Source organism: Mycobacterium sp. P4_H6 (genome assembly GCF_056400845.1).
Genome location: NZ_JBFUKN010000032.1, coordinates 41,176 through 65,430 on the forward strand (window position 1 = coordinate 41,176; position 24,255 = coordinate 65,430).

The following is a 24,255-nucleotide window of genomic DNA, read 5'->3' on the forward strand; positions in this document are numbered from 1 at the left end:
CAAAGCGTAGAGACTAGGGGCGTGGACAACGTGTATCGCCCCCGACGAACGTGTCTGTCGGTTCCGGGCAGCAGCGACAAGATGATTGAGAAAGCCAAGACGCTGGCCGCCGATCAGGTCTTCCTCGACCTGGAGGATGCGGTGGCCGCCGATGCCAAGGCCGAGGCCCGGACCCGGGTGGCCGCGGCTCTGGCCGGGCCGGGCTGGTCTGACGGATCGCTGCGCGGTGTACGGGTCAACGACTGGACGACACCGTGGACCCACGCCGACGTGATCGAGGTGGTGGCGGGTGCCGGGGCGAACCTCGACATCATCGTGCTGCCCAAGGTGTCCGACGCCACCCATGTGCACGCGCTGGACATGCTGCTCACCCAACTGGAGAAGACGCACGGACTGCCGGTCGGCCGCATCGGCATCGAGCCGCAGATCGAGAACGCGCTGGGCCTGACGAACATCGACGCGATCGCCGCCGCCCCGCGGGTGCAGGCACTGGTGCTCGGCCCCGGCGACATGGCGGCCAGCCTCAACATGCGCACGCTGGAGGTCGGCGGGCAGCCCGAGGGGTACGACATCGGCGATGCCCACCACCACGTACTGATGAAGATCCTGATCGCCGCGCGCGCCCGCGGTCTGAACGCGATCGACGGGCCCTACGTGAAGGTGCGCGACGTCGAGGGATTCCGGCGGGTGGCGGGCCGATCGGCCGCGCTCGGATACGACGGCAAGTGGGTGCTGCACCCCGACCAGATCGCCGCGGGCAACCAGCTGTTCAGCCCGCGGCAGGCTGATTACGACCACGCCGAGCTCATCCTGGAGGCCTACGAGTGGCACACCTCGGCGGCCGGTGGCGCACGCGGTGCGGTGATGCTCGGTGACGAGATGATCGATGAGGCGAGCCGCAAGATGGCCCTGGTGGTCGCGGGTAAGGGACGTGCCGCAGGGATGACGCGCTCCGGCGCGCCGTATCAACCGCCCGCTTAGACCAGGCTGAAGCCGCTGGCGATGACGCCGATCCACAGCAGGATCATCAGCACCAGGCCGGCGGTGACCAGACCGCCGATGATGGTTCCGGCCAGGGCCAGACCGTAGCCGTCCTGGCCGGTGCGCCTGGTTTCGCGCATGGCGATGACACCGAGCACCAGGCCGACCACCGAGGGCACGCCGCAGAACAGCAGGCCGACCAGGGCGGCGATCAGCGCGCCGACCGCCTTGCCGTTGGTGCCGAGCGGTTTCGCCGGCCGGTACGGGTCATACCCCGGGTACACCGGGTAGCCGGGCGGTGCGAAGCCGGGTGCGCCGGGGAAACCCGGTCCCCCGGGGAACCCGGCCTGCGGGCCGGGATGGATCGGCGGCGGCAGACCCGGATCAGCCGGGTAGTCCCACGGTGCGTTCGGGTCGCCGGGAGCCGGCTGCTGTGAACCGCCGCTCACAGCACCGCGAAGGCCAGGATGAGGCTGAACACCAGCGTCAGCGCACCGACCGCGATACCTGCCACCGCAAGTCCGTGGCCGCCCTGGTTGTTCTGCTTGATCTGGTTGAGCGCGACGACGCCGAGCACGATGCCGATGATCGACCCGATCCCGCAGATGACTCCGACCAGTGAGGCGACCAGCGACCCGATGGCCAGTGAATTGGTCCCGGGTTGCGGCGGCGGCCCGTATCCGCCGTAGCCCGGCACCGCGCCGTAGGGCGGCGCCGGCGGATAACCCGGGGGCGGCCCGCCGTACTGGGGTGCGCCGTACTGCGGTCCACCGAACGGCGGGGCGCCCTGGGGCGCGCCGTAGCCGGGAGGCGGGGGCGGATAGCCGGTGGACGAATAGTCCGGCGGGGTGAATCCGGGTGCGGGATAACCGGCGGCCGGGTCGTAACCGGGCGTCCCATGGTTCGGCGGTGCGGCGTCGGGCTGCGGGTAACTCGGCGGGGCGTCATAGCCGCCGTAGGCCGGCGGCGGCGAGTAGTCGGGATAGCTCGGCGCTGTTGGCTGGGAGGGCTCGGCGGGGGACTGCTCGATCGGCGGTGCCTCGTAACCGGCGGACGTCGGTTCCGTACCGGAACTCGCATCCGATGGTGGCGTTGCCCCTGCGTCCTCACCCGGATTGGTCATCACTCAAACCTAGCGTACGTGCTGGTACCCGGGGTGATTCGACTGCAGGGCAGCGGCACGCGCCGGCCTGTCGGGGGCTAGGGTTGTGCCATCGAACCCGCAGGACGCGTACCCGTCTGCACAGGTCGTGGGGCGCTGACGCGAACGAAGGAGAACGAGTAGCTATGACCGGTCCCCTCCAACCCGGCAAGGATCCCGTCGGCAGGCCGGGTGTGCGTAACCCGGCGGCACTGCCGACCCCACCGAAGGGCTGGCCGATCGGGGCCTACCCGACCTACGCCGAGGCGCAGCGCGCGGTGGATTACCTCTCCGATCAACAGTTTCCGGTCCAGCAGGTCACCATCGTGGGTGTGGACCTGATGCAGGTCGAACGGGTGACCGGCCGGCTGTCCTGGCCGAAGGTGATCGGCGGCGGCGTGCTCTCGGGCGCGTGGCTGGGCCTGTTCATCGGTCTGATTCTCGGGTTCTTCAGTCCGAGCCCGTGGGGTGCGCTGGCCACCGGTCTGATCGCGGGCGTGTTCTTCGGCCTCATCACCTCGGCCATCCCGTATGCGATGGCCCGTGGCACAAGAGATTTCAGCTCCACCATGCAGCTTGTCGCTGGCCGCTATGACGTCCTCTGTGACCCGCAGAGCGCCGAGCAGGGGCGGGATCTTTTGGCGCGCTTGACGATCTGATGGGCGACGCGCCCAGGAAACGGTTGCATATTACGCGCTTATAGCCCTAGGTTTGCCCCGCGGGACGTTCTCGCCCGGAGCCGCTCCGGCGGTGCCATCAACGCAGACGGAGGCCGGAAGTGCTGAAGCGACGACTCTGCGCCGGGGTGATGGCCGCGCTGACGGTCGGTTCGGTGACCACGGCGTGCGGCGAGGCCGAGGGCGGCACCGTCATCAGCTACTACACGCCGGCCAACGAGATGGCAACGTTCACGGCGGTGGCCGAGAAGTGCAACGAGCAGCTCGGCGGCCGGTTCACCATCAAGCAGGTGTCGTTGCCCAAGGGTGCCGACGATCAACGGCTGCAGCTCGCACGCCGGCTCACCGGTAACGACAAATCGCTCGACGTGATGGCCCTGGACGTGGTGTGGACGGCCGAATTCGCCGAAGCCGGTTGGGCGTTGCCGCTGTCGGATGATCCCGCGGGCCAGGCTGAATCCGATGCAGGAGCCAATACGCTGCCCGGCCCGCTGGAGACTGCCAAGTGGCAGGACAAGCTGTACGCGGCGCCGATCACGACCAACACTCAATTGCTCTGGTACCGAGCAGATTTGATGCCCGCACCGCCGGCTGACTGGGACGCGATGGTGGCAGAGGCCAAGCGCCAGCACGCCGCAGGCGGACCCAGCTGGATCGCGGTGCAGGGCAAGCAGTACGAAGGTCTGGTGGTGTGGTTCAACACGCTGCTGGAAAGCGCCGGGGGGCAGGTGCTCTCCGACGACGGCAAGACCGTCACGCTGACCGACACCCCCGAGCACCGGGCGGCCACCGTCAAGGCGCTGCAGATCATCAAAGACGTTGCCACCGCACCGGGTGCGGACCCGTCGATCACCCAGACCGACGAGGGCACCGCACGCCTGGCGTTGGAACAGGGCAAAGCCGCACTGGAGGTCAACTGGCCGTTCGTGCTGCCCTCCATGCTGGAGAACGCCGTCAAGGGTGGTGTCTCGTTCCTGCCGCTGAACGAGGATCCCGCGCTGGCCGGCGCGATCAACGACTCCGGCAGCTTCTCGCCGACCGACGAACAGTTCGATGTCGCGTATGAGGCCAGCAAGAAGGTGTTCGGTTTCGCGCCGTTCCCGGGCGTGCGTGACGGCGAGCCCGCGCGGGTGACCCTCGGTGGTCTCAACCTGGCCGTCGGCAAGAACACCCAGCACAAGGCCGAGGCGTTCGAGGCCATCCGCTGCCTGCGCAATGTCGACAACCAGCGCTACACCTCGGTCGAGGGCGGCCTGCCCGCGGTGCGGGCCTCGCTGTACGACGATCCGGCCTTCCAGCAGAAGTACCCGCAGTACGAGATCATCCGGCAACAGCTGACCAACGCCGCGGTGCGCCCGGCGACGCCGGTGTATCAGGCGGTGTCGACCCGGATCTCCGCCGCGCTGGCGCCGATCACCGACATCGACCCGGAACGCACCGCGGACGAACTGGCCGTGCAGGTACAGAAGGCCATCGACGGCAAGGGGCTGATTCCGTGAGCGCCAAGATCGGCTCGGACGACACGCGCGCCGAACGGCGGTTGGCCTTCTGGCTGATCAGCCCGGCCGTCTTCCTGATGCTGGCGGTGACGGCCTACCCGATCTTCTACGCCGTCTGGCTGAGCCTGCAGCGCTACAACCTGGCCGCCCCCGACGACGTCGAGTTCATCGGCCTGGAGAACTACCAGACCATCCTCACCGACCGGTACTGGTGGACGGCGTTCGCCGTGACGCTGGGCATCACCATTGTCTCGGTGGCCATCGAGTTCGTGCTCGGCATGGCCCTGGCATTGGTCATGCACCGCACCATCTTCGGCAGGGGCACGGTGCGCACCGCGATCCTGGTGCCCTACGGCATCGTCACCGTCGCGGCGTCCTACAGCTGGTACTACGCCTGGACGCCCGGCACCGGGTATCTGGCCAACCTGCTCCCGACCGGCAGCGCGCCACTCACCGAACAACTTCCGTCGCTGGCCATCGTGGTGCTGGCCGAGGTGTGGAAGACGACGCCGTTCATGGCGCTGCTGCTGCTGGCCGGTCTGGCGCTGGTGCCGCAGGATCTGCTGAACGCGGCGCAGGTCGACGGGGCCGGCGGCTGGAAGCGGCTGACCAAGATCATCATCCCGTTGATCAAACCCGCGATCCTGGTGGCGCTGCTGTTCCGAACCCTGGACGCGTTCCGCATCTTCGACAACATCTATGTGCTGACCGGTGGTGCGAACGACACCGGGTCGGTGTCGATCCTCGGTTACGACAACCTGTTCAAGGCATTCAACCTCGGATTGGGGTCGGCCATCAGCGTGCTGATCTTCCTGTGCGTCGCGGTGATCGCCTTCATATTCATCAAGATCTTCGGTGCATCGGCACCCGGCGCGGACGAGGAGGGCCGCTAGATGGCGGAGAACGTGGGGGCCCGCCGCGCGACCGGTTGGGCGGTCATCAACGTCATCGTGGTGCTGTACGCCTTGTTCCCGGTGCTCTGGATCCTGTCGCTGTCGTTGAAGTCGTCGTCAACGGTCAAGGACGGCAAGCTGATTCCGGCGGAGATCACCTTCGAGAACTACAAGGCCATCTTCGAGGGCAACATCTTCACCTCGGCGCTGGTCAACTCCATCGGCATCGGCCTGATCACCACGGTGATCGCGGTCGTCATCGGCGGTATGGCCGCCTACGCGATCGCGCGGCTGGCCTTCCCCGGCAAGAAGGTTCTGGTCGGGGTGGCACTGCTGATCGCGATGTTCCCCCAGATCTCCCTGGTGACACCGATCTTCAACATCGAGCGCCGGCTCGGGCTGTTCGACACCTGGCCGGGCCTCATCATTCCCTACATCACCTTCGCCCTGCCGCTGGCGATCTACACCATGTCCGCGTTCTTCAAGGAGATCCCATGGGATCTGGAGAAGGCGGCCAAGATGGACGGCGCCACGCCGGGGCAGGCCTTCCGCAAGGTGATCGCGCCGCTGGCGGCCCCCGGCATCGTCACCGCAGGCATCCTGGTGTTCATCTTCGCCTGGAACGACCTGCTGCTGGCGCTGTCGCTGACGGCGACCGAGCGGGCGATCACCGCGCCGGTGGCGATCGCCAACTTCACCGGAAGCTCRCAGTTCGAGGAGCCGACCGGGTCGATCGCGGCCGGGGCGATGGTCATCACCGTCCCGATCATCATCTTTGTGCTCATATTTCAGCGACGGATCGTGGCCGGGTTGACCTCCGGCGCGGTGAAGGGGTAATTCATGGCCGAGATCGTGCTGGAGAACGTGTCCAAGAGTTATGCCGGCGGTGCCACGGCGGTGAAGGACCTGTCGCTGACCATCGCCGACGGCGAGTTCATCATCCTGGTCGGACCGTCCGGGTGCGGTAAGTCGACCACCCTGAACATGATCGCGGGCCTGGAGGACATCAGCTCCGGAGATCTGCGCATCGGCGGGGAGCGGGTCAACGACAAGGCGCCCAAGGACCGTGACATCGCCATGGTGTTCCAGTCCTACGCGCTGTACCCGCACATGACGGTGCGGCAGAACATCGCGTTCCCGTTGACCCTGGCCAAGCTCGGCAAGGACGAGATCGCGCGCAAGGTCGAAGAGACCGCGAGCATCCTGGATCTGGCGGAGCTGCTGGACCGCAAGCCCGGGCAGCTCTCCGGTGGGCAGCGCCAGCGGGTGGCGATGGGACGGGCCATCGTGCGTGATCCCAAGGCATTCCTGATGGATGAGCCGCTGTCGAACCTGGACGCCAAGCTGCGCGTGCAGATGCGCACCGAGATCGCGCGCCTGCAGAGCCGGTTGGGCACCACCACGGTGTATGTCACCCACGACCAGACCGAGGCGATGACGCTGGGGGACCGGGTGGTGGTGATGCTGGCCGGCGTGGCACAGCAGATCGGCACTCCCGAAGAGCTCTACAACACCCCGGCCAACCTGTTCGTCGCCGGTTTCATCGGCTCGCCCGGCATGAACTTCTTCCCGGCGTCGTTGACCGACGGAGGTATCAAGCTGCCGTTCGGTGACGAGGTGGTGCTCACCGATGAGGCGCAGCGGGTCCTGGCGCAGCATCCCAAGCCCACCAACGTGATCGCCGGCCTGCGTCCCGAGCATTTCGACGACGCCGCGCTGGTCGATTCCTACACCCGGATCAAGGGCCTCACCTTCGAGGTGGACGTCGACCTGGTGGAGTCCCTGGGCGCCGACAAGTACCTGCATTTCCGCACCGAGGGATCCGGCGCGAAGTCGGCTCAGCTCGCCGAACTGGCCGCCGAATCCGGTGCCGGCGAAAACGAGTTCGTGGCAAGGGTTTCGGCCGATTCGAAGGTGTCCGCCGGCAAGAAGGCGGAGCTGGCGGTGGACACCTCCAAGCTGATCATCTTCGACGGCGACACCGGGGTGAATCTGTCCATCCCGCCCGCCGGCTAGTGGTCGACGTACCGTCTGAGGTGCGCAACCGGCTGCAGGCGCACTTCACCGCCGCCGGTGTGCTCGGCGACCCGGCCGAGGCGAATGTCACCTTCCTGGGCGCGGAGCGGATCTCGGTGCTGCGCTACGGACCTGACGCCGGCGGCGTCAACCATTTTGTCTCGGTGGGCTGTTCGCGCTATCCGATGGTGGACCCCACCGACTTCGTCACCGACACCCAGCACGGGCCGCGGGCCGAGGTGGTGGTGTCGCTACGGCCACCGAGCCCCGCCGGCCTGGCCCGGTCGATGGCGGTGCTGGCGGCCGCGCCCTCGGTGGAAGGACTGGTGCTGGAACCCGATGCGCTGATCGATCTGAGCGGCCCGCTGTTCGAGAACGCGCCGTTCACCGCATTCCTGTTGGGCCCCAGCGATATCGAGGATGTGGCACTACCGGATCCGCTGTCGGATGTGACGATCCTGCAGGCCACCCCGATCACCCCGACCGAAGCGGCCTGGGTGCGGCTCAAGGGCGCCGAGGCGATGCGCGAGGCCTGGCGCAGCGACGGGGTGGACGTGCTCGACGCGAACCGCCGCGCCTCCGAGCCGTCCTGACCACTGCGGCCCGGTCTCAGAGCCAGTGGTTGCGCCGGAACGTCCGGTACAGCAGCGTGCACACGCCCAGCATCAGCAGCAGCACCGCCGGGTAGCCCCACACCTGATGCAGCTCGGGCATGTAATCGAAGTTCATCCCGTAGATGCCGGCCAGCGCGGTCGGCACCGCGGCGATCGCCACCCAGGCCGAGATCTTGCGCATATCGGTGTTCTGCTGCATCGACACCTTGCCCACCGCGGCCTGCACCAGCGAGCTCAGCACCTCGTCATAGCTGGCGATCCGGTCGGCGGCCTGGGTGTTGTGGTCGAGCACGTCACGCATGTAGCGCCGCACCTCCTTGGAGATGAGGTCGTTGTGATCGCTGCCGATGCGCTGCAGCGCCTGGCTGAGCGGCGCGACCGCCCGGCGCAACTCCACGACCTCGCGCTTGAGCAGATAGATGTGCTCGATGTCGGTGGTGCTGGTGGGCGAGAAGACGTTCTCCTCCATGGCATCGATATCGGTCTCGATCAGATCGGTGACGTCGAGGTAGGCATCGACGACATGATCGGAGATCGCGTGCATGACGCCGTACGGTCCGAGCGCGCAACTTGCAGGTGACGAGTCCATCCGCTTGCGCACGCCCGCCAGGCCGCTGAAGTCGCCGTGGCGCACGGTGACGACGAAGTCGGCGCCGACGAACACCATGATCTCGCCGGTCTCGACGATCTCACGGGCATTGCTGATCGAGGAGTGCTCGACGTAGTTGACCGTCTTGAGCACCAGGAACAGCGTGTCGTCGTAGCGCTCCAGCTTGGGCCGCTGGTGCGCGTGCACCGCGTCCTCGACGGCCAGCTCGTGCAGCCCGAACACCTCCGCGACGGCCTGCATCTGATGCTCGTCGGGTTCATGCAGGCCGATCCAGACGAACGCGCTGCCGCCGCCGGCTTCGATCTCGCGCACCTTGTTCAGCGCGGCGGCATGGGTGTACTTGCCCGGCAGACGGGCGCCCTCGCTGTAGACGCCGCAGTCGACGACCGACTGCGAGACCGGGACGTGAATGCCCGAAGCGTCGGGAAGGTCGGGCATCCGGCGCCCGGCCGGCCTCAGCATCGACGGTGGCAGGGGGCGGAAAGACGGCATCGCGACCTCCATCATCGGGGGGCGCAACCGCATGCCCCGTGGCCGAATGTTACTCGTCAGTCGCGTTTCCAACCTCTCACGGACAGGGAACCGGTGCCTGTGAGTTCCTTGGGTGAAGTAACGTGACGGCCGTGTCGGAATTGGTCAAGACCCCACAGGTTGTCATTGATGACGCGGAGATCTTCGCGGCCCACGAGGGTGGCAAACTCTCGGTCGAATTGAAGGAACCGCTGGACACCCAGCGCGCACTTTCCATCGCCTACACCCCGGGTGTCGCTCAGGTCAGCCGCGCCATCGCCGCCGATGCGACGCTGGCCAAGAAGTACACCTGGGCGAACCGTCTGGTGGCCGTGGTCAGCGACGGCAGCGCGGTGCTCGGCCTCGGCGATATCGGCCCCGCGGCCTCGCTGCCGGTCATGGAGGGCAAGAGCGCGTTGTTCAAGACCTTCGGTGGGCTGAACTCCATCCCGATCGTGCTGGACACCAAGGATCCCGACGAGATCGTCGAGACGCTGATCCGGCTGCGGCCCACGTTCGGCGCGGTGAACCTGGAAGACATCTCCGCACCGCGGTGCTTCGAGATCGAGCGACGCGTCATCGAGGCACTGGACTGCCCGGTCATGCACGACGATCAGCACGGCACCGCCATCGTGGTGCTCGCCGCACTGCTCGGTGCGGTCAAGGTGCTCGACCGCGACATCCACGACCTGAAGGTCGTGGTCTCCGGTGCCGGTGCGGCCGGGGTGGCCTGCACCAACATCCTGCTCAACAGCGGGATCAGCGACATCGTCGTGCTGGACAGCAAGGGCATCGTGGAGAGCGGTCGCAGCGACCTCAACTCCTTCAAGGCCGAACTGGCCCAGCGCACCAACCCGCGCGGACTCACCGGCGGCGTGGCCGAGGCGCTCACCGGCGCCGACGTCTTCCTCGGCGTCTCCGCCGGTCTGGTGCCCGAGGAGTTCATCGCGACGATGGCGCCCAATGGCATCGTGTTCGCGCTGTCGAACCCCGACCCGGAGATCCATCCCGACGCCGCACGCAAGTACGCAGCGGTGGTGGCCACCGGTCGCAGCGACTTCCCGAACCAGATCAACAATGTGCTGGCCTTCCCCGGTGTGTTCCGGGGTGCGCTGGACGCCGGTGCGCGCCGCATCACCGAGGAGATGAAAGTCGCTGCCGCGCATGCGATCTTCTCGGTCGTGGGCGACGACCTCGCGACCGACCACATCGTGCCGAGCGCGCTGGACCCGCGGGTGGGTCCCGCGGTGGCCGCTGCGGTCGCGGAAGCCTCCGGCGTCTGAGATCCGGTCGACGATGCGGCGGTGGGCAGTCGCGCTGGTCGCGCTGCTGATCGCCGGCTGTGGCGGGCAGGCGCCGCCCCCGCCGTCGGTGTCGGTCGGTGCCGACGGGCAGTCGGCGCTGCTGGCGCACCTGTATGCCGCCGCGTTGCGCTATTACGGCAGCCCGGCGCATGTGCAGAACACGCCGGATCCGTTGGCGGCGCTGGATTCCGGCGAGATCGATGTGGCCCCGGCATTCACCGGTGACGTCCTGACCCGGTTCGCCCCCGACGCCGCGGCGCGGTCGGCGGCGCAGGTGTATCGCGCCATGGTCGGAGCACTGCCCGAAGGGTTGGGCGCCGGTGACTATGCCGACGGCACATCGGACAAGCCGGTCGTCGCGGTGACCGCGCCGACCGCCGCGAAGTGGGAGGCCGGTGACGTCACCGCGCTGATCGCCCGCTGCGATTCGCTGAAACCCGGCGCGGTGGAAGGGGCGCGGCTACCGGAGTCGTTCGGCACCTGCACACCACCGGCCTCCGAGGAGTTCCCGGACGCCGAGGTGCTGTGGGCGGCGCTGCGCAGCGGTCAGATCGACATCGCCTGGACGTCGGCGGCGGCCCCCGATTTCCCGGAGGACCTGACCATGCTGTCGGACCGGACTGCGCTGATCCGCGCCGAGAACGTGGTGCCGGTTTTCCGCCGGAACACCTTGAGCCAGACGCAGTTACGTTCGGTCAACGAATTGGCCGGAGTGCTCGACACCGATGCGCTGGCGCAGATGCGCGCCGAGGTGGCCGGTGGGGCCGAGCCGGGGGCGGTGGCCAGTGCCTGGCTGGACGCCCACCCGCTCGGTCACTAGTCACTTCGGGATGAGGCCGTTGGCCACCGTCGAGAACAGCTTCTGATAGCCCGAACCGGTGATCCGCACGAACACGTCGAGGATCTTCGCGTCGGCGCCGACGAGGACCCGGGCGCGGTCCTTGCGGACGGCTTCCAGGATGATCTTGGCGGCCTTCTCCGGGCTGGTCTTGGCGAGCTTCTTGTCGAAGGCGTTGGCCATCTTCTGCACGTCGATGCCTTCGGCGGCGGTGGCGTTGCGCGCGATCGCGGTCTTGATGCCGCCCGGATGCACGCAGGTCACCTTGACCGGGTGCTTGGCCACGGCCATCTCCTGGCGCAGGGCCTCGGTGAAGCCGCGCACCGCGAACTTCGCCGAGTTGTACGCGGCCTGGCCGGGCACCGAGAAGATGCCGAACAGGCTGGAGACGTTCACGACGTGACCGTCGCCGGACTCGATCAGGTGCGGCAGGAAGGACTTGGTGCCGTTGACGACGCCCCAGAAGTCGACGTCCATCACGCGCTCGATGTCCTTGTAGGAGCTGACCTCGACGTCACCGCTGTAGGCGATGCCGGCGTTGTTGTAGATCTGGTTGACCTTGCCGAAGTGTTGCTTGACCGAGTCGGCATAGATCTCGAAGGCCTCCCGCTCGGTGACGTCGAGGCGGTCGGCCTTGACCTCCACGCCGATGGCCTTCAGCCGCTCCTCGGTGACGGCCAGGCCTTCGGTGTCGACATCGCTGATCGCCAGCTTGGCGCCCGAACGGCCGAGCTCGACGGCCAGGGCCTGCCCGATGCCCGATCCTGCTCCCGTGACGACGGCAACTTTCCCGGCGAAGCCCTCCATGCGCACACTCCTGTCGTGACCAACTGTTGCTCGATTGCGTTCGACCTTAGCCGTTACCGGCGGTACCGATGCCGACAGGGTCGGCCCGTTCTCCACGAACGCGGTGACGAGGTCGGCGAACTCGTCGGGCCGCTCGATCTGTGGCATGTGCCCGGTGCCGGCGAACAGATGGACCTGGGCGCCGGGGAACTGCCGCCGGGCCGCCTCCAGGTGTGCCGCGGGCAGGATGCGGTCGCGCTCACCCCAGATCACCAGGGTGGGCCGGGGATGCGCGGCCACCGCGGCCAGCAGCCCGTCACGCCACTGCGCCCGTACCCCGCGGGCGGTGCCGAGATGGTTGGCGATCTCGTAGAGGAACGCCCCGGTGCCGGGCTGCGCGGCGATGCGCAGCGCGTGCTCGACGCGCTCGCGGGTGGCCAGCGCCGGATCGGCGAAGATCCGGCGTTCCATCAGCCGGGTGCCGGCCGGGGTGCTGTGGGTTGCGGCATAACGGCCCAGCCCGGGCAGCGACAACATCCGCAGCAGCGGGGTGACCTCGGCGCCGAAGCCGGCGCTGTTGACCAGGGTAAGGCTGGCCACCCGGTCGGGGTGGGACGCCAGCAGCTGCATGGCGACCGCCCCGCCGAGCGAATTGCCGATGACGTGACACGGGCGGTTCTCGCCGAGTTCGGCGAGGGTGCCGGCCACCCCGTCGGCAAGCGCCACCAGATCGGCGGGCCCGTCGCGGCGTGCCGAGAACCCGAACCCCGGTTGGTCCGGAGCGATCACATAGAAGCGCCGCGACAGCCGCTCCACCTGCTCGGACCAGTCCTCGAGGCTGCGCGAGATGCCGTGCAACAACAGCACCGGCGTGTTCTCGGGGTCACCTGCTGTCTGAACCCGGACGGCACGGTCATCGACAGTCAGAAGGTGCATCCGATCATGATGTGACGACCGTCTCGCGATGCCCAGTGGCAGAACGCATCCCATTGGTTGCTCGGTGGTGCACTTTGTGCGTTGCGCTGTAACGAAGCCTGCGCGCGCAGCGATGCCCCCACCATGATGCGTTTGCGATTCGCGGTTGCCGCCGGTGCTGTCTTGTCCGCCGGTCTGCTGGCCGCCGCCCCCGCCCAGGCCGATCCGGCCGGCGACTTCCTGAACACCCTGGACGGCTCGGGCCTGAGCGGTATCAACCCGGCCGATGCCGTCTCGGCGGGACAGTCGGTGTGCCCGATGCTGGCCGACGGGGGTCAGAACCTCGCCGATGTCGCCGGGCAGGTGTCGGACACGATCGGGCGTCCCATTGGGCCGGCCACCATGTTCACCGGGTTCGCGATCTCGGCGTTCTGCCCCGGGGCGATGACATCGCTGGCCAATGGTGAGTCGCCGATCCCGCTGGGACTGCTCGGCTTCTGACCCCTGAGGTCACCACCGCTCAGGACGCGCCGGCGAGATCCATCTCGGGCGGCGTGCTGCCGCTGATCGCCTGCGAGATGAAGCTTCGTGTGGTCAGTGGCCCTCCGAACTGTTGCAACAATCCGCCTTGATCGTTGCGGCCGAGATCGACCGCCTCGAACCCGAGTGCTTCGATCAGCCCGGCGACCTGTGCGTTGGCGTCGGTATGATTGCCGGATACGAACAGCACCCGGCGACCGCCGTTGCCGTCACCGGGTTCACGGGCGAGCACCTTGGCCCAGGTGTGACCGAACGCCTTGACCACCCGGCCGTTGACGGCCCAGTCCTGCACCACATCCGAGGATGCACGTCCGCCGAGGTCGGCGGGGGAGAAGTCGGTGTAGTCGATGGCGTTCGTCGCGTCGACGATGATGCGCCCACCCCAGTCGGGGACCTGCTCCAACAACCCTTGTACGGCTTCGAACGGGACTGCGAGCACCACGACGTCGGCCGTCAGGGCCTCGGCGACCGCGGTCGGCGCAATGTGCGAGCCCAACCGCTCGGCCAGCGGCGCCACCGACTCGGGGCCCCGTGAACCGGCGACGGCGACATCGATTCCGGTGCGGGCGAATTGAGTGGCGACAGCCGAGCCGATGTTGCCCGAGCCGATGATCGAATAGTTCACGCGCGTGCCTCTCCTTGTCGTGATGTCCGCGCGAGACCGCGTCGGGCAGCATCTACAAGCGATCCGCCGGCCCGGCTATTCCGGGGCCGTCGCCGGCACGAAAAAGGGGCGGGATCCCCTTTCGGAATCCCGCCCCATTCTCTGGTCCGAACGAGATTACGGCGCGAACGCCTCGTCGATGATCTCCTGCTGCTCGACCGCGTGCACCTTCGAGGAACCCGAGGACGGAGCCGACATCGCCCGCCGGGAGATCCGCTTGATCCCGGTCAGCTTCTCCGGCAACAACTCCGGCAGCGAGAGCCCGAACGTCGGCCAGGCACCCTGGTTGGCCGGCTCCTCCTGCACCCAGAAGAACTGCGACACATTGGGGTACTCGTCGAGCGTGGCGGCCAGCCGGCGCCGCGGCAGCGGGTAGAGCTGCTCGATGCGGATGATCGCCACGTCGTCGCGCTTCTCCTTGGCCTTGCGGGCCACCAGCTCGTAGTAGATCTTGCCGCTGGTGAGCAGCACCCGCTTCACCGTGGACCGCTCGCCGATGCCCTCTTCGTAGGTGGGCTCCTCGAGCACCGAGCGGAACTTGATCTCGGTGAAGTCCTTGACCTCGCTGACCGCAGCCTTGTTGCGCAGCATCGACTTCGGGGTGAAGACGATCAGCGGCCGGTGGATACCGTCGAGGGCGTGCCTGCGCAGCAGGTGGAAATAGTTCGCCGGGGTCGAAGGCATCGCCACGGTCATCGAACCCTCGGCGCACACCTGCAGGAAGCGTTCGATGCGCCCCGACGTGTGGTCGGGTCCCTGGCCCTCGTGGCCGTGCGGCAGCAGCAGCACGACGTCGGAGAGCTGGCCCCACTTGGCCTCACCGGAGGAGATGAACTCGTCGATGATGGACTGTGCGCCGTTGACGAAGTCGCCGAACTGGGCCTCCCACAACACGATCGCCTCGGGGTTGCCCACCGAGTAGCCGTATTCGAAGCCCACCGCCGCGAACTCGGACAGCGCCGAGTCGTAGACCATGAAGCGTCCACCGGTCGGGTTGCCGTCGGCATCCGCGGTCAGCAGATCCAGCGGTGTGAACTCGGTGCCGGTCTTGCGGTCGATGATCACCGCGTGCCGCTGGGTGAACGTGCCACGCCGGACGTCCTGGCCGGTGAACCGAACCGTCTTACCTTCGGAGACAAGCGATCCCAGTGCCAGCAGCTCGCCGAACGCCCAGTCCACCTTGCCTTCGTAGGCCATCTCGCGGCGCTTCTCCAGCACGGGCTGCACCCGGGGATGGACGTTGAAGCCCTCCGGCGCGGCCAGGTGCGCGTCACCGATCCGGGCCAGTACCGACTTGTCGACGGCGGTGTTCAGCCCCTTCGGGGTCTGCTGGTCGGATTCCACCGATTCACTCGGCTCGATCTCGTGCTTCTCCAGCTCGCGGACCTCGTTGAACACCCGCTCCAGTTGGCCCTGGTAGTCGCGTAGCGCGTCCTCGGCCTCCTTCATCGAGATGTCACCACGGCCGATCAGCGCCTCGGTGTAGGTCTTGCGGACACCGCGCTTGGTGTCGATCACGTCGTACATGCCGGGCTGCGTCATCGACGGGTCATCGCCCTCGTTGTGCCCGCGGCGGCGGTAGCACAGCATGTCGATGACGACGTCCTTGCCGAACTGCTGCCGGAAGTCCATGGCCAGCTTCGCCACCCAGACGCAGGCCTCGGGATCGTCACCGTTGACGTGGAAGATCGGCGCGCCGACCATCTTCGCGACGTCGGTGCAGTACTCGCTGGACCGCGAGTCGTGCGGTGACGTGGTGAAGCCGATCTGGTTGTTGACGATGATGTGGATGGTTCCGCCGGTGCGGTACCCACGCAGCAGCGCCAGGTTCAGGGTCTCGGCGACCACACCCTGGCCGGCGAACGCGGCGTCACCGTGCAGCATCATCGGCACCACCGAGAACGCCTCGTGCTCCTCGGGGGAGGCGAAGTCGATCAGATCCTGCTTGGCGCGGACCAGGCCCTCCAGCACCGGGTCGACGGCCTCCAGGTGCGACGGGTTGGCGACCAGCGACACCGCAATGTCGTTGTCCCCGAACATCTGCAGGTAGGTGCCGGTGGCGCCGAGGTGGTACTTGACGTCGCCGGAGCCGTGGGCCTGCGACGGATTGAGGTTGCCCTCGAACTCGCCGAAGATCTGCGAGTAGGGCTTGCCGACGATGTTGGCCAGCACGTTGAGCCGGCCGCGGTGCGGCATTGCGATGACGACCTCGTCGAGTCCGTGCTCGGCGGCCTGATCGATCGCGGCATCCATCATCGGGATGACGGTCTCGGCGCCTTCCAGCGAGAAACGTTTCTGCCCGACGTACTTGGTCTGCAGGAACGTCTCGAAGGCCTCGGCCGCATTGAGCTTGGACAGGATGTACTTCTGCTCGGCGACGGTCGGCTTGGCGTGCTTGGTCTCGACGCGCTCCTGAATCCACTTCTGCTGTTCGGGTTCCAGGATGTGGGTGTACTCCACACCGGCGTGCCGGCAGTAGGCGTCGCGCAGCACCGAGAGCACGTCGCGCAGCTTCTTGTACTCGGCGCCGGCGAAACCGTCGACCTTGAACTCGCGATCCAGATCCCACAGCGTCAGGCCGTGGGTCAGCACGTCGAGGTCCGGGTGGCTGCGGAAGCGGGTCTTGTCCAGCCGCAGCGGGTCGATGTCGGCCATCAGGTGACCGCGGTTGCGGTAGGCCGCGATGAGCTCGATGATCCGGGCGTTCTTGTCGAAGATCGAGTCCGGGTTGTCGATGCGCCAGCGGACCGGCTCGTACGGGATCCCCAGCTCCATGAAGATCTCGTCGTAGAACTCGTCGTCGAGAAGCAGCGTGTGGATGGTGCGCAGGAAATCGCCGGACTCCGCACCCTGGATGATGCGGTGGTCATAGGTCGACGTCAGGGTGATCAGCTTGCCGACGCCGAGCTCGGCGATGCGTTCCTCGCTGGCGCCCTGGAACTCGGCCGGGTACTCCATGGCGCCGGCGCCGATGATCGCACCCWGGCCGCGCATCAGGCGGGGCACCGAGTGCACGGTGCCGATGGTGCCCGGGTTGGTCAGCGAGATGGTCACGCCGCCGAAGTCCTCGGCGGTCAGCTTGCCGTCGCGGGCGCGCCGCACGATGTCCTCGTAGGCCGCGATGAACTGGCCGAACTTCATCGTTTCGCACCGCTTGATGGCCGCGACGACCAGCGTGCGGTTGCCGTCCTTGCCGGGCAGGTCGATGGCCAGGCCGAGGTTCGTGTGTGCGGGGGTGACGACGTTGGGCTTGCCGTCCACCTCGGCGAAGTGCCGGTTCAGGTTCGGGAACTTCTTGACCGCCTGCACGATGGCGTAGCCGAGCAGATGGGTGAAGCTGATCTTGCCGCCGCGGGTGCGCTTGAGGTGGTTGTTGATCACCACGCGGTTGTCGATCATCGCCTTGGCCGGGATGGCCCGCACGCTGGTGGCCGTGGGCACGTCCAGCGAGGCGTTCATGTTCTTGACGACGGCGGCCGAAGCGCCGCGCAGCACGGTGTTCTCGTCGCCTTCGGCGGCGGGGGCAGCGGGTGCGGGCTTCTTGGCGGCCGGGGCGGGCTCGGCCTTCTTGGCCGGCGCGGAAGCCTTCGGCGTCGACGCTTCGGCCTTGGGGGCGGCCTTCGGTTCGGCCTTCGCCTCAGCCTTCGCGTCGGCCTTTGCCGGGGCGGGCTCGGCGGGCGCGGGCTTCGCGGGTGCGGCAGGCTTGGCGGGGGCGGTCTGCTTGGCCGCGGCGGGCTCGGACTTCTGGCCCGGGGTGTCAAGCGGTTCGGGGGCGTAGTCCACCAGGAACTCGTGCCAACTCGGGTCCACCGACGAAGGATCCTCGCGGAATTTGCGATACATCTCTTCGACGAGCCACTCGTTCTGTCCAAAAGGTGATGGTGAACTGCTCACAGCAGCGTTTCGCCCCGATTCCGTCTGTCCCGGCAGGCGAAGTCCGGCGTCGCCCGCCCGCTGATTATTTACGGTTTCCCGCATTTGGCCGACTAAAGGCTACGCCTCAGAACACACCCTCACCACGAGAGTGTCACTTGTCACTCACAGCTGGGCGGAGGGCAGCACGTGTAGGGTCGACGGCCACCTCGGCGGCGGGCTGCCGAACGCGAGGGCCGCATTCTTGACGATTCGCTTGCCCATCAACCGGTTACCGACGCCACCCACCACCGCGCCGACGCCCACCGGCAGCAGTTTGCCGAACGCGATCGCCCCGCGCTTGAGGGCGTACTTCTTGACGAAGTACTTCAGCAACCGGTTGTTCAGCTGCGACACCGCGGGCAGCGGCAGCGTCGCGGSCCCGTCGGAGATCCATGCGCCGCTGGTACGACCGCCGCCGAGCAGATCGGCCACCGCACGCTTGCTGTCCTCGCCGACGAGTACGGCCAGCACCAGCGCGCGGCGTCGCTCGCGATGATCGGCGGGGATGCCGTGCACCTCGGCGACCGCCAGCGCGAACACCGCCGTCGCCTCCAGGAACACCAKGGTCTCGCCGGCGACCGCGGACATCGCCACGAGCGTGCCGATACCCGGGAACGCGGCAGCCGAACCGACCGCGGCGCCGCTGGCCATCACCGCGGCCAGGTAGTGCTTCTCCAGCGAGGTGATGATCTCGGCCGGTGTGGCGTCGGGGCGCTGCTTGCGCAACCGGTCCACGTACGCGGTGACGGCCGGCGCCTGCAACCGGGTGCTGCGCTCCAGGATCTGGGACAGGGCCTTGGCGGCGGCACTGGGATCCTCGTCGGATCCCTCGCGGACCGCGGGCAGATTCTTGCTGCTGGACCGAGCGTTCATCGGTGGTTTCTCCCATCGCATCCCTGGGATCGGGTCCCACGGTGCCTGTCGAATACCCAGGTTAGTGCCCGTTCAACGAGTGGGGGTCCAGTCCGCGTGCCCGCCCGCACAGTGACGGCGGTCACTGCCCGACCGGGAAGAAAATACGGCGGTGCGACGCTGGCCATAGTCGTGGCAACATCCCTGGGCGTGACAACCGAGCCAGTGGCGCCCAGCAGGCTCCGGATGATCGCCGTCCTGGGACTGATGATCGCGCTCGGCCCGCTGACCATCGACATGTATCTGCCGGCGCTGCCCCGGATCGCCGAGGACCTTTCGGTGTCCTCGTCGGTGGTGCAGTTGACGCTCACCGGCACGCTGGCCGGGCTGGCCTTCGGGCAGCTGATCATCGGACCGCTCTCGGACTCGCTGGGGCGACGCATTCCGCTGATGGCCGGCATCTCGCTGCACATGGTGGCCTCCCTGATCTGCCTGTTCGCGCCGAACATCGAGGTGCTCGGCGCCGGGCGGGTGCTGCAGGGATTCGGTGCCGCCGCCGCGGCCGTGGTGGCCGTCGCCGTCGTCGGCGACCTCTACGTGGACTCCGCCGCGGCGACCGTCATGTCCCGGCTGATCCTGGTGCTCGGTGTCGCTCCCGTCATCGCGCCGTCGTTGGGTGCGGTGGTACTGCTCAAGGCGTCGTGGCACTGGATCTTCGCCGTCCTGGTGGTGCTGGCCGGGCTGCTGCTCCTGCTCGCCGCGCTGGCGCTACCCGAGACGCTGCCGGTGCCCAATCGGCGTCCGCTGCACGTGCGCTCCATCGTCGCCACCTACGGCGAGCTGCTGCGCGACGTCCGGTTCGTGACGCTGGTGCTGGTGGCCGCGCTGAGCATGGCCGGGCTGTTCGGCTATATCGCCGCCGCGCCGTTCGTGCTTCAGGGCGACTACGGGTTGAACCAGCAGTCCTTCGCGCTGGTGTTCGCCGCCGGCGCGATCATCCTGATCGGCGCCACCCAGTCCAACGTGGTCCTGCTGCGCCGGTTCACCCCGCAGGCGATCATGCTCGTCGCCCTGATCGTGTCCGTCATTGCCGCCATCGTGTTCGTCGTACTGGCGGTGACCGGGGTCGCCGGGCTGGCCGGATTCCTGGCGCCGGTACTGGTGATCCTCGGCGGGATGGGCCTGGTCCTGCCGAACGCGCCGGCCGTCGCGCTGTCGCGGCATCACGACGCCTCGGGCACCGCGGCCGCCCTACTGGGTGCCGCGCAGTTCGGCCTGGGCGCGATCACGGCCCCGGTGGTCGGCATGCTGGGCAACAACGAGTTCGCACTGGCGCTGGTGATGCTGGTCGGTTCGGCCGTCGCGCTGGGCGCCATGGTGTTCGTCGGGCTCCCGTCCCGCGACGGAGAAGCCCCCGGAGACGCCGAGGTACTCGGCGATCCACTGTCCGAACCGGCGTGATCACCGGCCGCCGGGTTTTCCGGTGTGACCGGCCCTGACTTGTCGGGATTCGGGCGGGTCCGTAGCGTCGGGCAGATCGCCGATCTCCTGATGACGAAGTAGATGTTCGAGAACCCCTCTGACCGAAGCGCGCCCGTGGCCCCCCGGCTGACCGAGGAGGCCCGCCAAGCCAACCCGTGGCACGCCCTGTGGGCGATGCTGGTCGGGTTCTTCATGATCCTGGTCGATTCCACGATCGTCGCCGTCGCCAACAAACGGATCATGGAAGCGCTGGACACCGACTACGACGGTGTCATCTGGGTGACCAGTGCCTATCTGCTCGCCTACGCGGTTCCGTTGCTGGTGGCGGGCCGGCTCGGCGACCGGTTCGGCCCGAAGAACCTGTATCTGATCGGCCTGACGGTGTTCACCGCCGCCTCGTTGTGGTGCGGGCTGGCCGGCTCCATCGAAGTGCTCATCGCGGCGCGGGTGGTGCAGGGTCTGGGTGCCGCGCTGCTGACCCCGCAGACGCTGTCCATGATCACCCGGATCTTCCCGGCGGCCGGGCGCGGTGTGGCGATGAGCGTCTGGGGCGCGACTGCCGGCGTGGCCACCCTGGTCGGCCCGATCGCCGGCGGACTCCTGGTCGACGGACTGGGCTGGCAGTGGATCTTCTTCGTCAACGTGCCGATCGGCATCATCGGTCTGGGCCTGGCGCTGTGGCTCGTGCCGACCCTGCCCACCACCCTGCACCGCTTCGACATCCTGGGCGTCGCGCTGTCGGGCCTGGCGATGTTCCTCATCGTCTTCGCTCTGCAGGAGGGGCAGTCGCACCAGTRGGAGCCGTGGATCTGGGCGGTGCTCGCGACCGGGGCCGCGCTGCTGGTGGCATTCGTCTACTGGCAGTCGATCAATCCGCACGAACCGCTCATCCCGCTGAAGATCTTCCGCGACCGCAACTTCACGCTGTCCGCCCTCGGCGGCGCCGTCATCGGTTTCGTGGTGACCGCGATGATCCTGCCGGTGATGTTCTATGCGCCGGTGGTGGCCGGGCTGTCCTACACCCGCTCGGCACTGCTGACCGCACCGATGGCGATCGCCTCCGGTGTGCTGGCGCCACTGGTGGGGCGGATCGTCGATCGCACCCACCCGACGCCGGTCATCGGTTTCGGCTTCTCCACCCTGGCGATCGCGCTGACCTGGCTGTCCTTCGAACTGACGCCGGCGACGCCCATCTGGCGGCTGCTGTTGCCGCTGACGGCGATGGGCATCGGCATGGCTTTCATCTTCTCGCCGCTGGCCGCGACCGCCACCCGGAACATGTCACCGGAGTCCGCGGGTGCGGGTTCCGGGGTCTACAACGCGACACGTCAGGTGGGCGCCGTGCTGGGCAGCGCCGCGATGGCGGCGTTCATGACGATCCGGATCAGTGCGGAACTCTCCGCTGCCGGTGTCGAGGTGACCGCTGAGGGTCCGGCCCCCGCGCTGCCCGGATATCTGCATGGTGCGTTCTCCGAGGCGCTGGCGCAGTCGTTGTTGCTGCCGGCGTTCATCGCCCTGGTCGGTGTGGTGGGCGCGATCTTCCTGCGCGGCTTCGTGACCGCGCCGGCCGCCCCGAGTGCTGTCGTGCAGGCACCGCAGGTGCACCCGGTCGATGAGCAGCATTCGCTCGACGAGGACTGGGACGATCAGGACGATTACGTCGAGTACACCGTGGACTGGCAGCAGGCGATCCGCGCCGCGGACCCGCCGACCGACCTCATCCCGACCGTCGTCGACGAGCCCGCCGAGCCGCCCACCGACCGCCTCTACGAACACGTCGAGCATCCGTTGCCCGCGCCCGCCGACGCTTGGCATCCGGGTCCGGTCGAGACCTGGCAGCACGTCACCGACGAGGTGCAGCCGGTTCAGGATTTCGAGCCCGAGCCCGAGCCCGAGCCCGAGTCGGAGACGGCACCCGAGCCCGAGTCCCTACCGGCACCCGCGCCCGAACCGGAAGCGCGGCCGCATGACGCGGCGTGGCGCAGCATCCTCGACGATCTGCTGGCCGCCCCCGCAGACGGCCAGATCAGTCAGGCCCGCAACGGTTTTCACACCGACCAGCAGGGCTGGTTCCAGCCGCTCGAGCAGCCGACCGCCTCCGATCAGGCCGAGTCCACCGGCCGGCATTCCCGGCCGAGCCGCGGCAGGCATTCCCGCGAGGACTGAGCCGCGTACCCGCGACCTCGGGATGCGCAGCGTCGCAGGGTTGTACCGCGGATTCGTCGTGGCGGGTCCGGCTCGGTGGTGTGTGCCGGTTCCCGCCGCGTGTGATTTCTCTGTGTAGTTATCAAGGTGCGCAAAGGGTTTGGCTATGCAGCGGTGGGTAGGTCGGTCATGGTGCGTCGTGCGTGGGAGCGCAGGTGCGCCTGCTCGGGTTCGCCGGGGTTGTGGGGTGGGATGAACCAGGGGTGGCGGTCGGCGCCGAGGTAGACCTGCCAGCCGCCGTGGTGGATCGCGGTGTGGTGCAGTCGACAGAGCAGCACGCCGTTGTCGATGCTGGTGGTGCCCCCGCTGCTCCACGGGGTGATGTGGTGGGCATCGCACCACGACACCGGGCACCCGCATCCCGGATACGCACACCCACCGTCACGCACTGCCAACCCTTTCCGGATCACGGGCGTGAACAGTCGCTCGGCGCGTCCGACGTCCAGCGGCGCCCCGGCGGGGTCGACGGTCACCGTGGTGAGGGTGCTGTCGCAGGTGATCAGGTCAGCGGTGACGGTGCTGATCGGTCCGGTGAACCCGAGGGAGTTCACGGACCCATCTGCAGCAGGTCGGATGAGCGTGACATGCGGAAGGACACCACCGCTCATCGGACGCTGTGAGTGCGACAGGTAGGTGCGCATCACCTGACCGAACGCATCGGCGCGGCGACGCCCGGTCGGCCGTGGGTCTGGTGAGCCGTCTGGCAGGGGTATCGGCCGGCACAGCGGATCGAGCGCGGCGAGCAGTTCTTCGCCCGTGAGCACGTCGAGATCCAGGGTGGCGGTGACTCGTCCGTCATCGGTCTGCACCAGGGTCAGGTCGTTGAGGTCGCGGTTTTCCGCGACCGGCACCGTGCCGTCTTCGACTGGTTGGGTGGCGGCTTTGTCGATGGCGATCTCGCGGGCTTTCTCGGCCACCTGCGACGGCGTGGTCTGAATCATCAACGTGGTGACGACCATGGCTCGCTCCTCCTCGGACAACGGGACCCTGGCGCTGATGTGGGTGACCCCTTTGCCGATGGCGTCGGCGAATTCGATGCCGACCCCGCCGAGGCGCTGGGCCCGGGTCAACGCCGGCAGCGTGTGTGCCGCGCGCCCCACCCGCGCGGCCCGGTACGCCGCGCCGGGCGCAACACCACAGCTGGTGAGCAGATCAGCTCCCGAGCGAAGATGCTCACGTGCCGGGATCCCAAGCCGCTCGGTGGCCGTAATCGCCTGGGCGATAACATGATCCAGGAGATTGCGCGCGGTGACCGCAGCGACCAGCACCGCCAGCAGGGGCTGCTCATCGACGATGCGGCGGGGACAGTCCAACAGATCAAACAGCCGGCGCTCACCGTCCTCACCCGGTGGCGCAACAGCGAGATCGTCAATCAACGCATCGACAAACGTGTCGAGATGGGTGGCGTCCATAGTGGATACCGACTTTCACAGAAGGTGCCCCAAGGGCACGATCAGTCAATACGGTCCGACCGGTCCCACGGGACCATCGAACCAATCGGCGACCGGAGTCGCGGTCTGCAGCTCACCGAGTCGCGTTGGGAGCTACGTTGCATTCGAACTTGTGTGGCGCTCCTAGTGTTCTAGTGGGCGCTTTCTTGCTGTTCAGGGTCGGTTAATACTGCAGCACAAGCGCTCTCGGCGTGTCCACGCAGAGATGAAGGACGCGCACGCGGTGTGCCTCTAGGTTTCGGGGTTACCACACCAACCTCAACCAGAGGATCCATCCGCGTGCGCGTCAGTACTGCATTTAACCGTCTTCTTCAGATTCCCGGTGCATCGGTCACCGACGTGTCGGTCGGTGACCTCGATGT

20 protein-coding genes and 1 pseudogene are annotated in these 24,255 nt (G+C 67.6%); 12 read left to right on the plus strand and 9 right to left on the minus strand.

The annotated features are described in order from the left end of the window. Positions 1-21: 21 nt before the first annotated feature. Positions 22-981 carry an HpcH/HpaI aldolase/citrate lyase family protein gene (locus AC1DTF_RS15445; protein WP_477474700.1) on the plus strand — a complete coding sequence of 320 codons (960 nt, stop codon included), beginning with the start codon at positions 22-24 and terminating at the stop codon, positions 979-981. Here the strand turns inward: AC1DTF_RS15445 and AC1DTF_RS15450 are convergent. Together AC1DTF_RS15450 and AC1DTF_RS15455 are read right to left on the minus strand one after the other, a co-directional pair. Then, positions 978-1,430 (minus strand): DUF4190 domain-containing protein, encoded by a 453-nt coding sequence (locus tag AC1DTF_RS15450; RefSeq protein WP_477474701.1) that lies wholly within the window; start codon positions 1,428-1,430, stop codon positions 978-980. The genes AC1DTF_RS15445 and AC1DTF_RS15450 overlap by 4 nt on opposite strands. Further along, positions 1,427-2,104 (minus strand): DUF4190 domain-containing protein, encoded by a 678-nt coding sequence (locus tag AC1DTF_RS15455; protein ID WP_477474702.1) that lies wholly within the window; start codon positions 2,102-2,104, stop codon positions 1,427-1,429. Before AC1DTF_RS15455 ends, AC1DTF_RS15450 begins: the two co-directional genes overlap by 4 nt. A gap of 164 nt (positions 2,105-2,268) precedes the next feature. Here AC1DTF_RS15455 and AC1DTF_RS15460 point away from each other — a divergent pair, with 164 nt between their 5' ends. From AC1DTF_RS15460 to AC1DTF_RS15485, 6 genes are all read left to right on the plus strand, one after another. Next, positions 2,269-2,781, plus strand: coding sequence for a YflT domain-containing protein (locus tag AC1DTF_RS15460; RefSeq protein ID WP_156409043.1), 513 nt, complete (start codon positions 2,269-2,271; stop codon positions 2,779-2,781). A gap of 119 nt (positions 2,782-2,900) precedes the next feature. Further along, a complete protein-coding gene (locus AC1DTF_RS15465) occupies positions 2,901-4,298 on the plus strand; it encodes an ABC transporter substrate-binding protein (protein WP_477474703.1) in 1,398 nt (465 codons plus the stop codon). After that, positions 4,295-5,191: a carbohydrate ABC transporter permease gene (locus AC1DTF_RS15470; RefSeq protein WP_057165839.1), complete on the plus strand. Its 897-nt coding sequence runs from the start codon at positions 4,295-4,297 to the stop codon at positions 5,189-5,191. The genes AC1DTF_RS15465 and AC1DTF_RS15470 overlap by 4 nt, the downstream gene beginning before the upstream one ends. Positions 5,192-5,203: 12 nt before the next feature. Then, on the plus strand, positions 5,204-6,028 hold the full coding sequence (locus AC1DTF_RS15475) for a carbohydrate ABC transporter permease (protein WP_200962077.1): 825 nt from the start codon (positions 5,204-5,206) through the stop codon (positions 6,026-6,028). Positions 6,029-6,031: 3 nt separating this feature from the next. Next, positions 6,032-7,207, plus strand: coding sequence for an ABC transporter ATP-binding protein (locus AC1DTF_RS15480; protein ID WP_057165841.1), 1,176 nt, complete (start codon positions 6,032-6,034; stop codon positions 7,205-7,207). Beyond that, positions 7,207-7,800 carry a suppressor of fused domain protein gene (locus tag AC1DTF_RS15485; RefSeq protein ID WP_477474704.1) on the plus strand — a complete coding sequence of 198 codons (594 nt, stop codon included), beginning with the start codon at positions 7,207-7,209 and terminating at the stop codon, positions 7,798-7,800. Before AC1DTF_RS15480 ends, AC1DTF_RS15485 begins: the two co-directional genes overlap by 1 nt. A gap of 16 nt (positions 7,801-7,816) precedes the next feature. Here AC1DTF_RS15485 and corA read toward each other — a convergent pair whose 3' ends face one another. Beyond that, positions 7,817-8,923 (minus strand): magnesium/cobalt transporter CorA, encoded by a 1,107-nt coding sequence (corA, locus tag AC1DTF_RS15490; protein WP_477474705.1) that lies wholly within the window; start codon positions 8,921-8,923, stop codon positions 7,817-7,819. Positions 8,924-9,054: 131 nt separating this feature from the next. Between corA and AC1DTF_RS15495 the strand changes: the two genes are divergently transcribed. Beyond that, a complete protein-coding gene (locus AC1DTF_RS15495) occupies positions 9,055-10,224 on the plus strand; it encodes an NAD(P)-dependent malic enzyme (RefSeq protein WP_057166000.1) in 1,170 nt (389 codons plus the stop codon). 13 nt (positions 10,225-10,237) lie between these two features. Continuing rightward, positions 10,238-11,065 carry a glycine betaine ABC transporter substrate-binding protein gene (locus AC1DTF_RS15500; RefSeq protein WP_477474706.1) on the plus strand — a complete coding sequence of 276 codons (828 nt, stop codon included), beginning with the start codon at positions 10,238-10,240 and terminating at the stop codon, positions 11,063-11,065. Here AC1DTF_RS15500 and AC1DTF_RS15505 read toward each other — a convergent pair whose 3' ends face one another. Together AC1DTF_RS15505 and AC1DTF_RS15510 are read right to left on the minus strand one after the other, a co-directional pair. After that, positions 11,066-11,890 (minus strand): SDR family NAD(P)-dependent oxidoreductase, encoded by an 825-nt coding sequence (locus tag AC1DTF_RS15505; RefSeq protein WP_057166001.1) that lies wholly within the window; start codon positions 11,888-11,890, stop codon positions 11,066-11,068. Between the two features lie 123 nt (positions 11,891-12,013). Next, a pseudogene (locus tag AC1DTF_RS15510) lies at positions 12,014-12,859 on the minus strand (alpha/beta fold hydrolase); the annotation flags it as partial. A gap of 69 nt (positions 12,860-12,928) precedes the next feature. Between AC1DTF_RS15510 and AC1DTF_RS15515 the strand changes: the two are divergent. Next, on the plus strand, positions 12,929-13,285 hold the full coding sequence (locus AC1DTF_RS15515) for a DUF732 domain-containing protein (protein ID WP_057165844.1): 357 nt from the start codon (positions 12,929-12,931) through the stop codon (positions 13,283-13,285). Between the two features lie 19 nt (positions 13,286-13,304). On the opposite strand, the gene AC1DTF_RS15520 is transcribed toward AC1DTF_RS15515, so the two are convergent. From AC1DTF_RS15520 to AC1DTF_RS15530, 3 genes are all read right to left on the minus strand, one after another. Next, complete coding sequence (locus AC1DTF_RS15520) at positions 13,305-13,949, minus strand: NADPH-dependent F420 reductase (RefSeq protein ID WP_477474707.1); 645 nt, start codon at positions 13,947-13,949, stop codon at positions 13,305-13,307. Positions 13,950-14,105: 156 nt separating this feature from the next. Beyond that, a complete protein-coding gene (locus AC1DTF_RS15525) occupies positions 14,106-17,882 on the minus strand; it encodes a multifunctional oxoglutarate decarboxylase/oxoglutarate dehydrogenase thiamine pyrophosphate-binding subunit/dihydrolipoyllysine-residue succinyltransferase subunit (RefSeq protein WP_477474708.1) in 3,777 nt (1,258 codons plus the stop codon). A 144-nt stretch (positions 17,883-18,026) separates the two neighbouring features. Further along, complete coding sequence (locus AC1DTF_RS15530) at positions 18,027-18,776, minus strand: hypothetical protein (protein ID WP_477474709.1); 750 nt, start codon at positions 18,774-18,776, stop codon at positions 18,027-18,029. 225 nt (positions 18,777-19,001) lie between these two features. Here AC1DTF_RS15530 and AC1DTF_RS15535 point away from each other — a divergent pair, with 225 nt between their 5' ends. Next, a complete protein-coding gene (locus AC1DTF_RS15535) occupies positions 19,002-20,216 on the plus strand; it encodes a multidrug effflux MFS transporter (protein WP_477474711.1) in 1,215 nt (404 codons plus the stop codon). A gap of 195 nt (positions 20,217-20,411) precedes the next feature. Further along, the gene (locus AC1DTF_RS15540) at positions 20,412-22,403 is read left to right on the plus strand and encodes an MFS transporter (protein WP_477474712.1); all 1,992 of its coding nucleotides are present in this window, start codon (positions 20,412-20,414) and stop codon (positions 22,401-22,403) included. Positions 22,404-22,546: 143 nt separating this feature from the next. On the opposite strand, the gene AC1DTF_RS15545 is transcribed toward AC1DTF_RS15540, so the two are convergent. Beyond that, positions 22,547-23,854 (minus strand): HNH endonuclease signature motif containing protein, encoded by a 1,308-nt coding sequence (locus AC1DTF_RS15545; RefSeq protein ID WP_477474710.1) that lies wholly within the window; start codon positions 23,852-23,854, stop codon positions 22,547-22,549. Between the last annotated feature and the right edge of the window lie 401 nt (positions 23,855-24,255).

What these genes read in the sequence shown, in the direction of transcription:
- AC1DTF_RS15500 (WP_477474706.1), top strand. Translation starts at nt 10,238, where the DNA reads ATGCGGCGGTGGGCAGTCGCGCTGGTCGCGCTGCTGATCGCCGGCTGT.
- corA (WP_477474705.1), bottom strand. Translation starts at nt 8,923, where the DNA reads ATGCCGTCTTTCCGCCCCCTGCCACCGTCGATGCTGAGGCCGGCCGGG.
- AC1DTF_RS15515 (WP_057165844.1), top strand. Translation starts at nt 12,929, where the DNA reads ATGATGCGTTTGCGATTCGCGGTTGCCGCCGGTGCTGTCTTGTCCGCC.
- AC1DTF_RS15535 (WP_477474711.1), top strand. Translation starts at nt 19,002, where the DNA reads ATGATCGCCGTCCTGGGACTGATGATCGCGCTCGGCCCGCTGACCATC.
- AC1DTF_RS15460 (WP_156409043.1), top strand. Translation starts at nt 2,269, where the DNA reads ATGACCGGTCCCCTCCAACCCGGCAAGGATCCCGTCGGCAGGCCGGGT.
- AC1DTF_RS15480 (WP_057165841.1), top strand. Translation starts at nt 6,032, where the DNA reads ATGGCCGAGATCGTGCTGGAGAACGTGTCCAAGAGTTATGCCGGCGGT.
- AC1DTF_RS15505 (WP_057166001.1), bottom strand. Translation starts at nt 11,890, where the DNA reads ATGGAGGGCTTCGCCGGGAAAGTTGCCGTCGTCACGGGAGCAGGATCG.
- AC1DTF_RS15545 (WP_477474710.1), bottom strand. Translation starts at nt 23,854, where the DNA reads ATGGACGCCACCCATCTCGACACGTTTGTCGATGCGTTGATTGACGAT.
- AC1DTF_RS15455 (WP_477474702.1), bottom strand. Translation starts at nt 2,104, where the DNA reads ATGACCAATCCGGGTGAGGACGCAGGGGCAACGCCACCATCGGATGCG.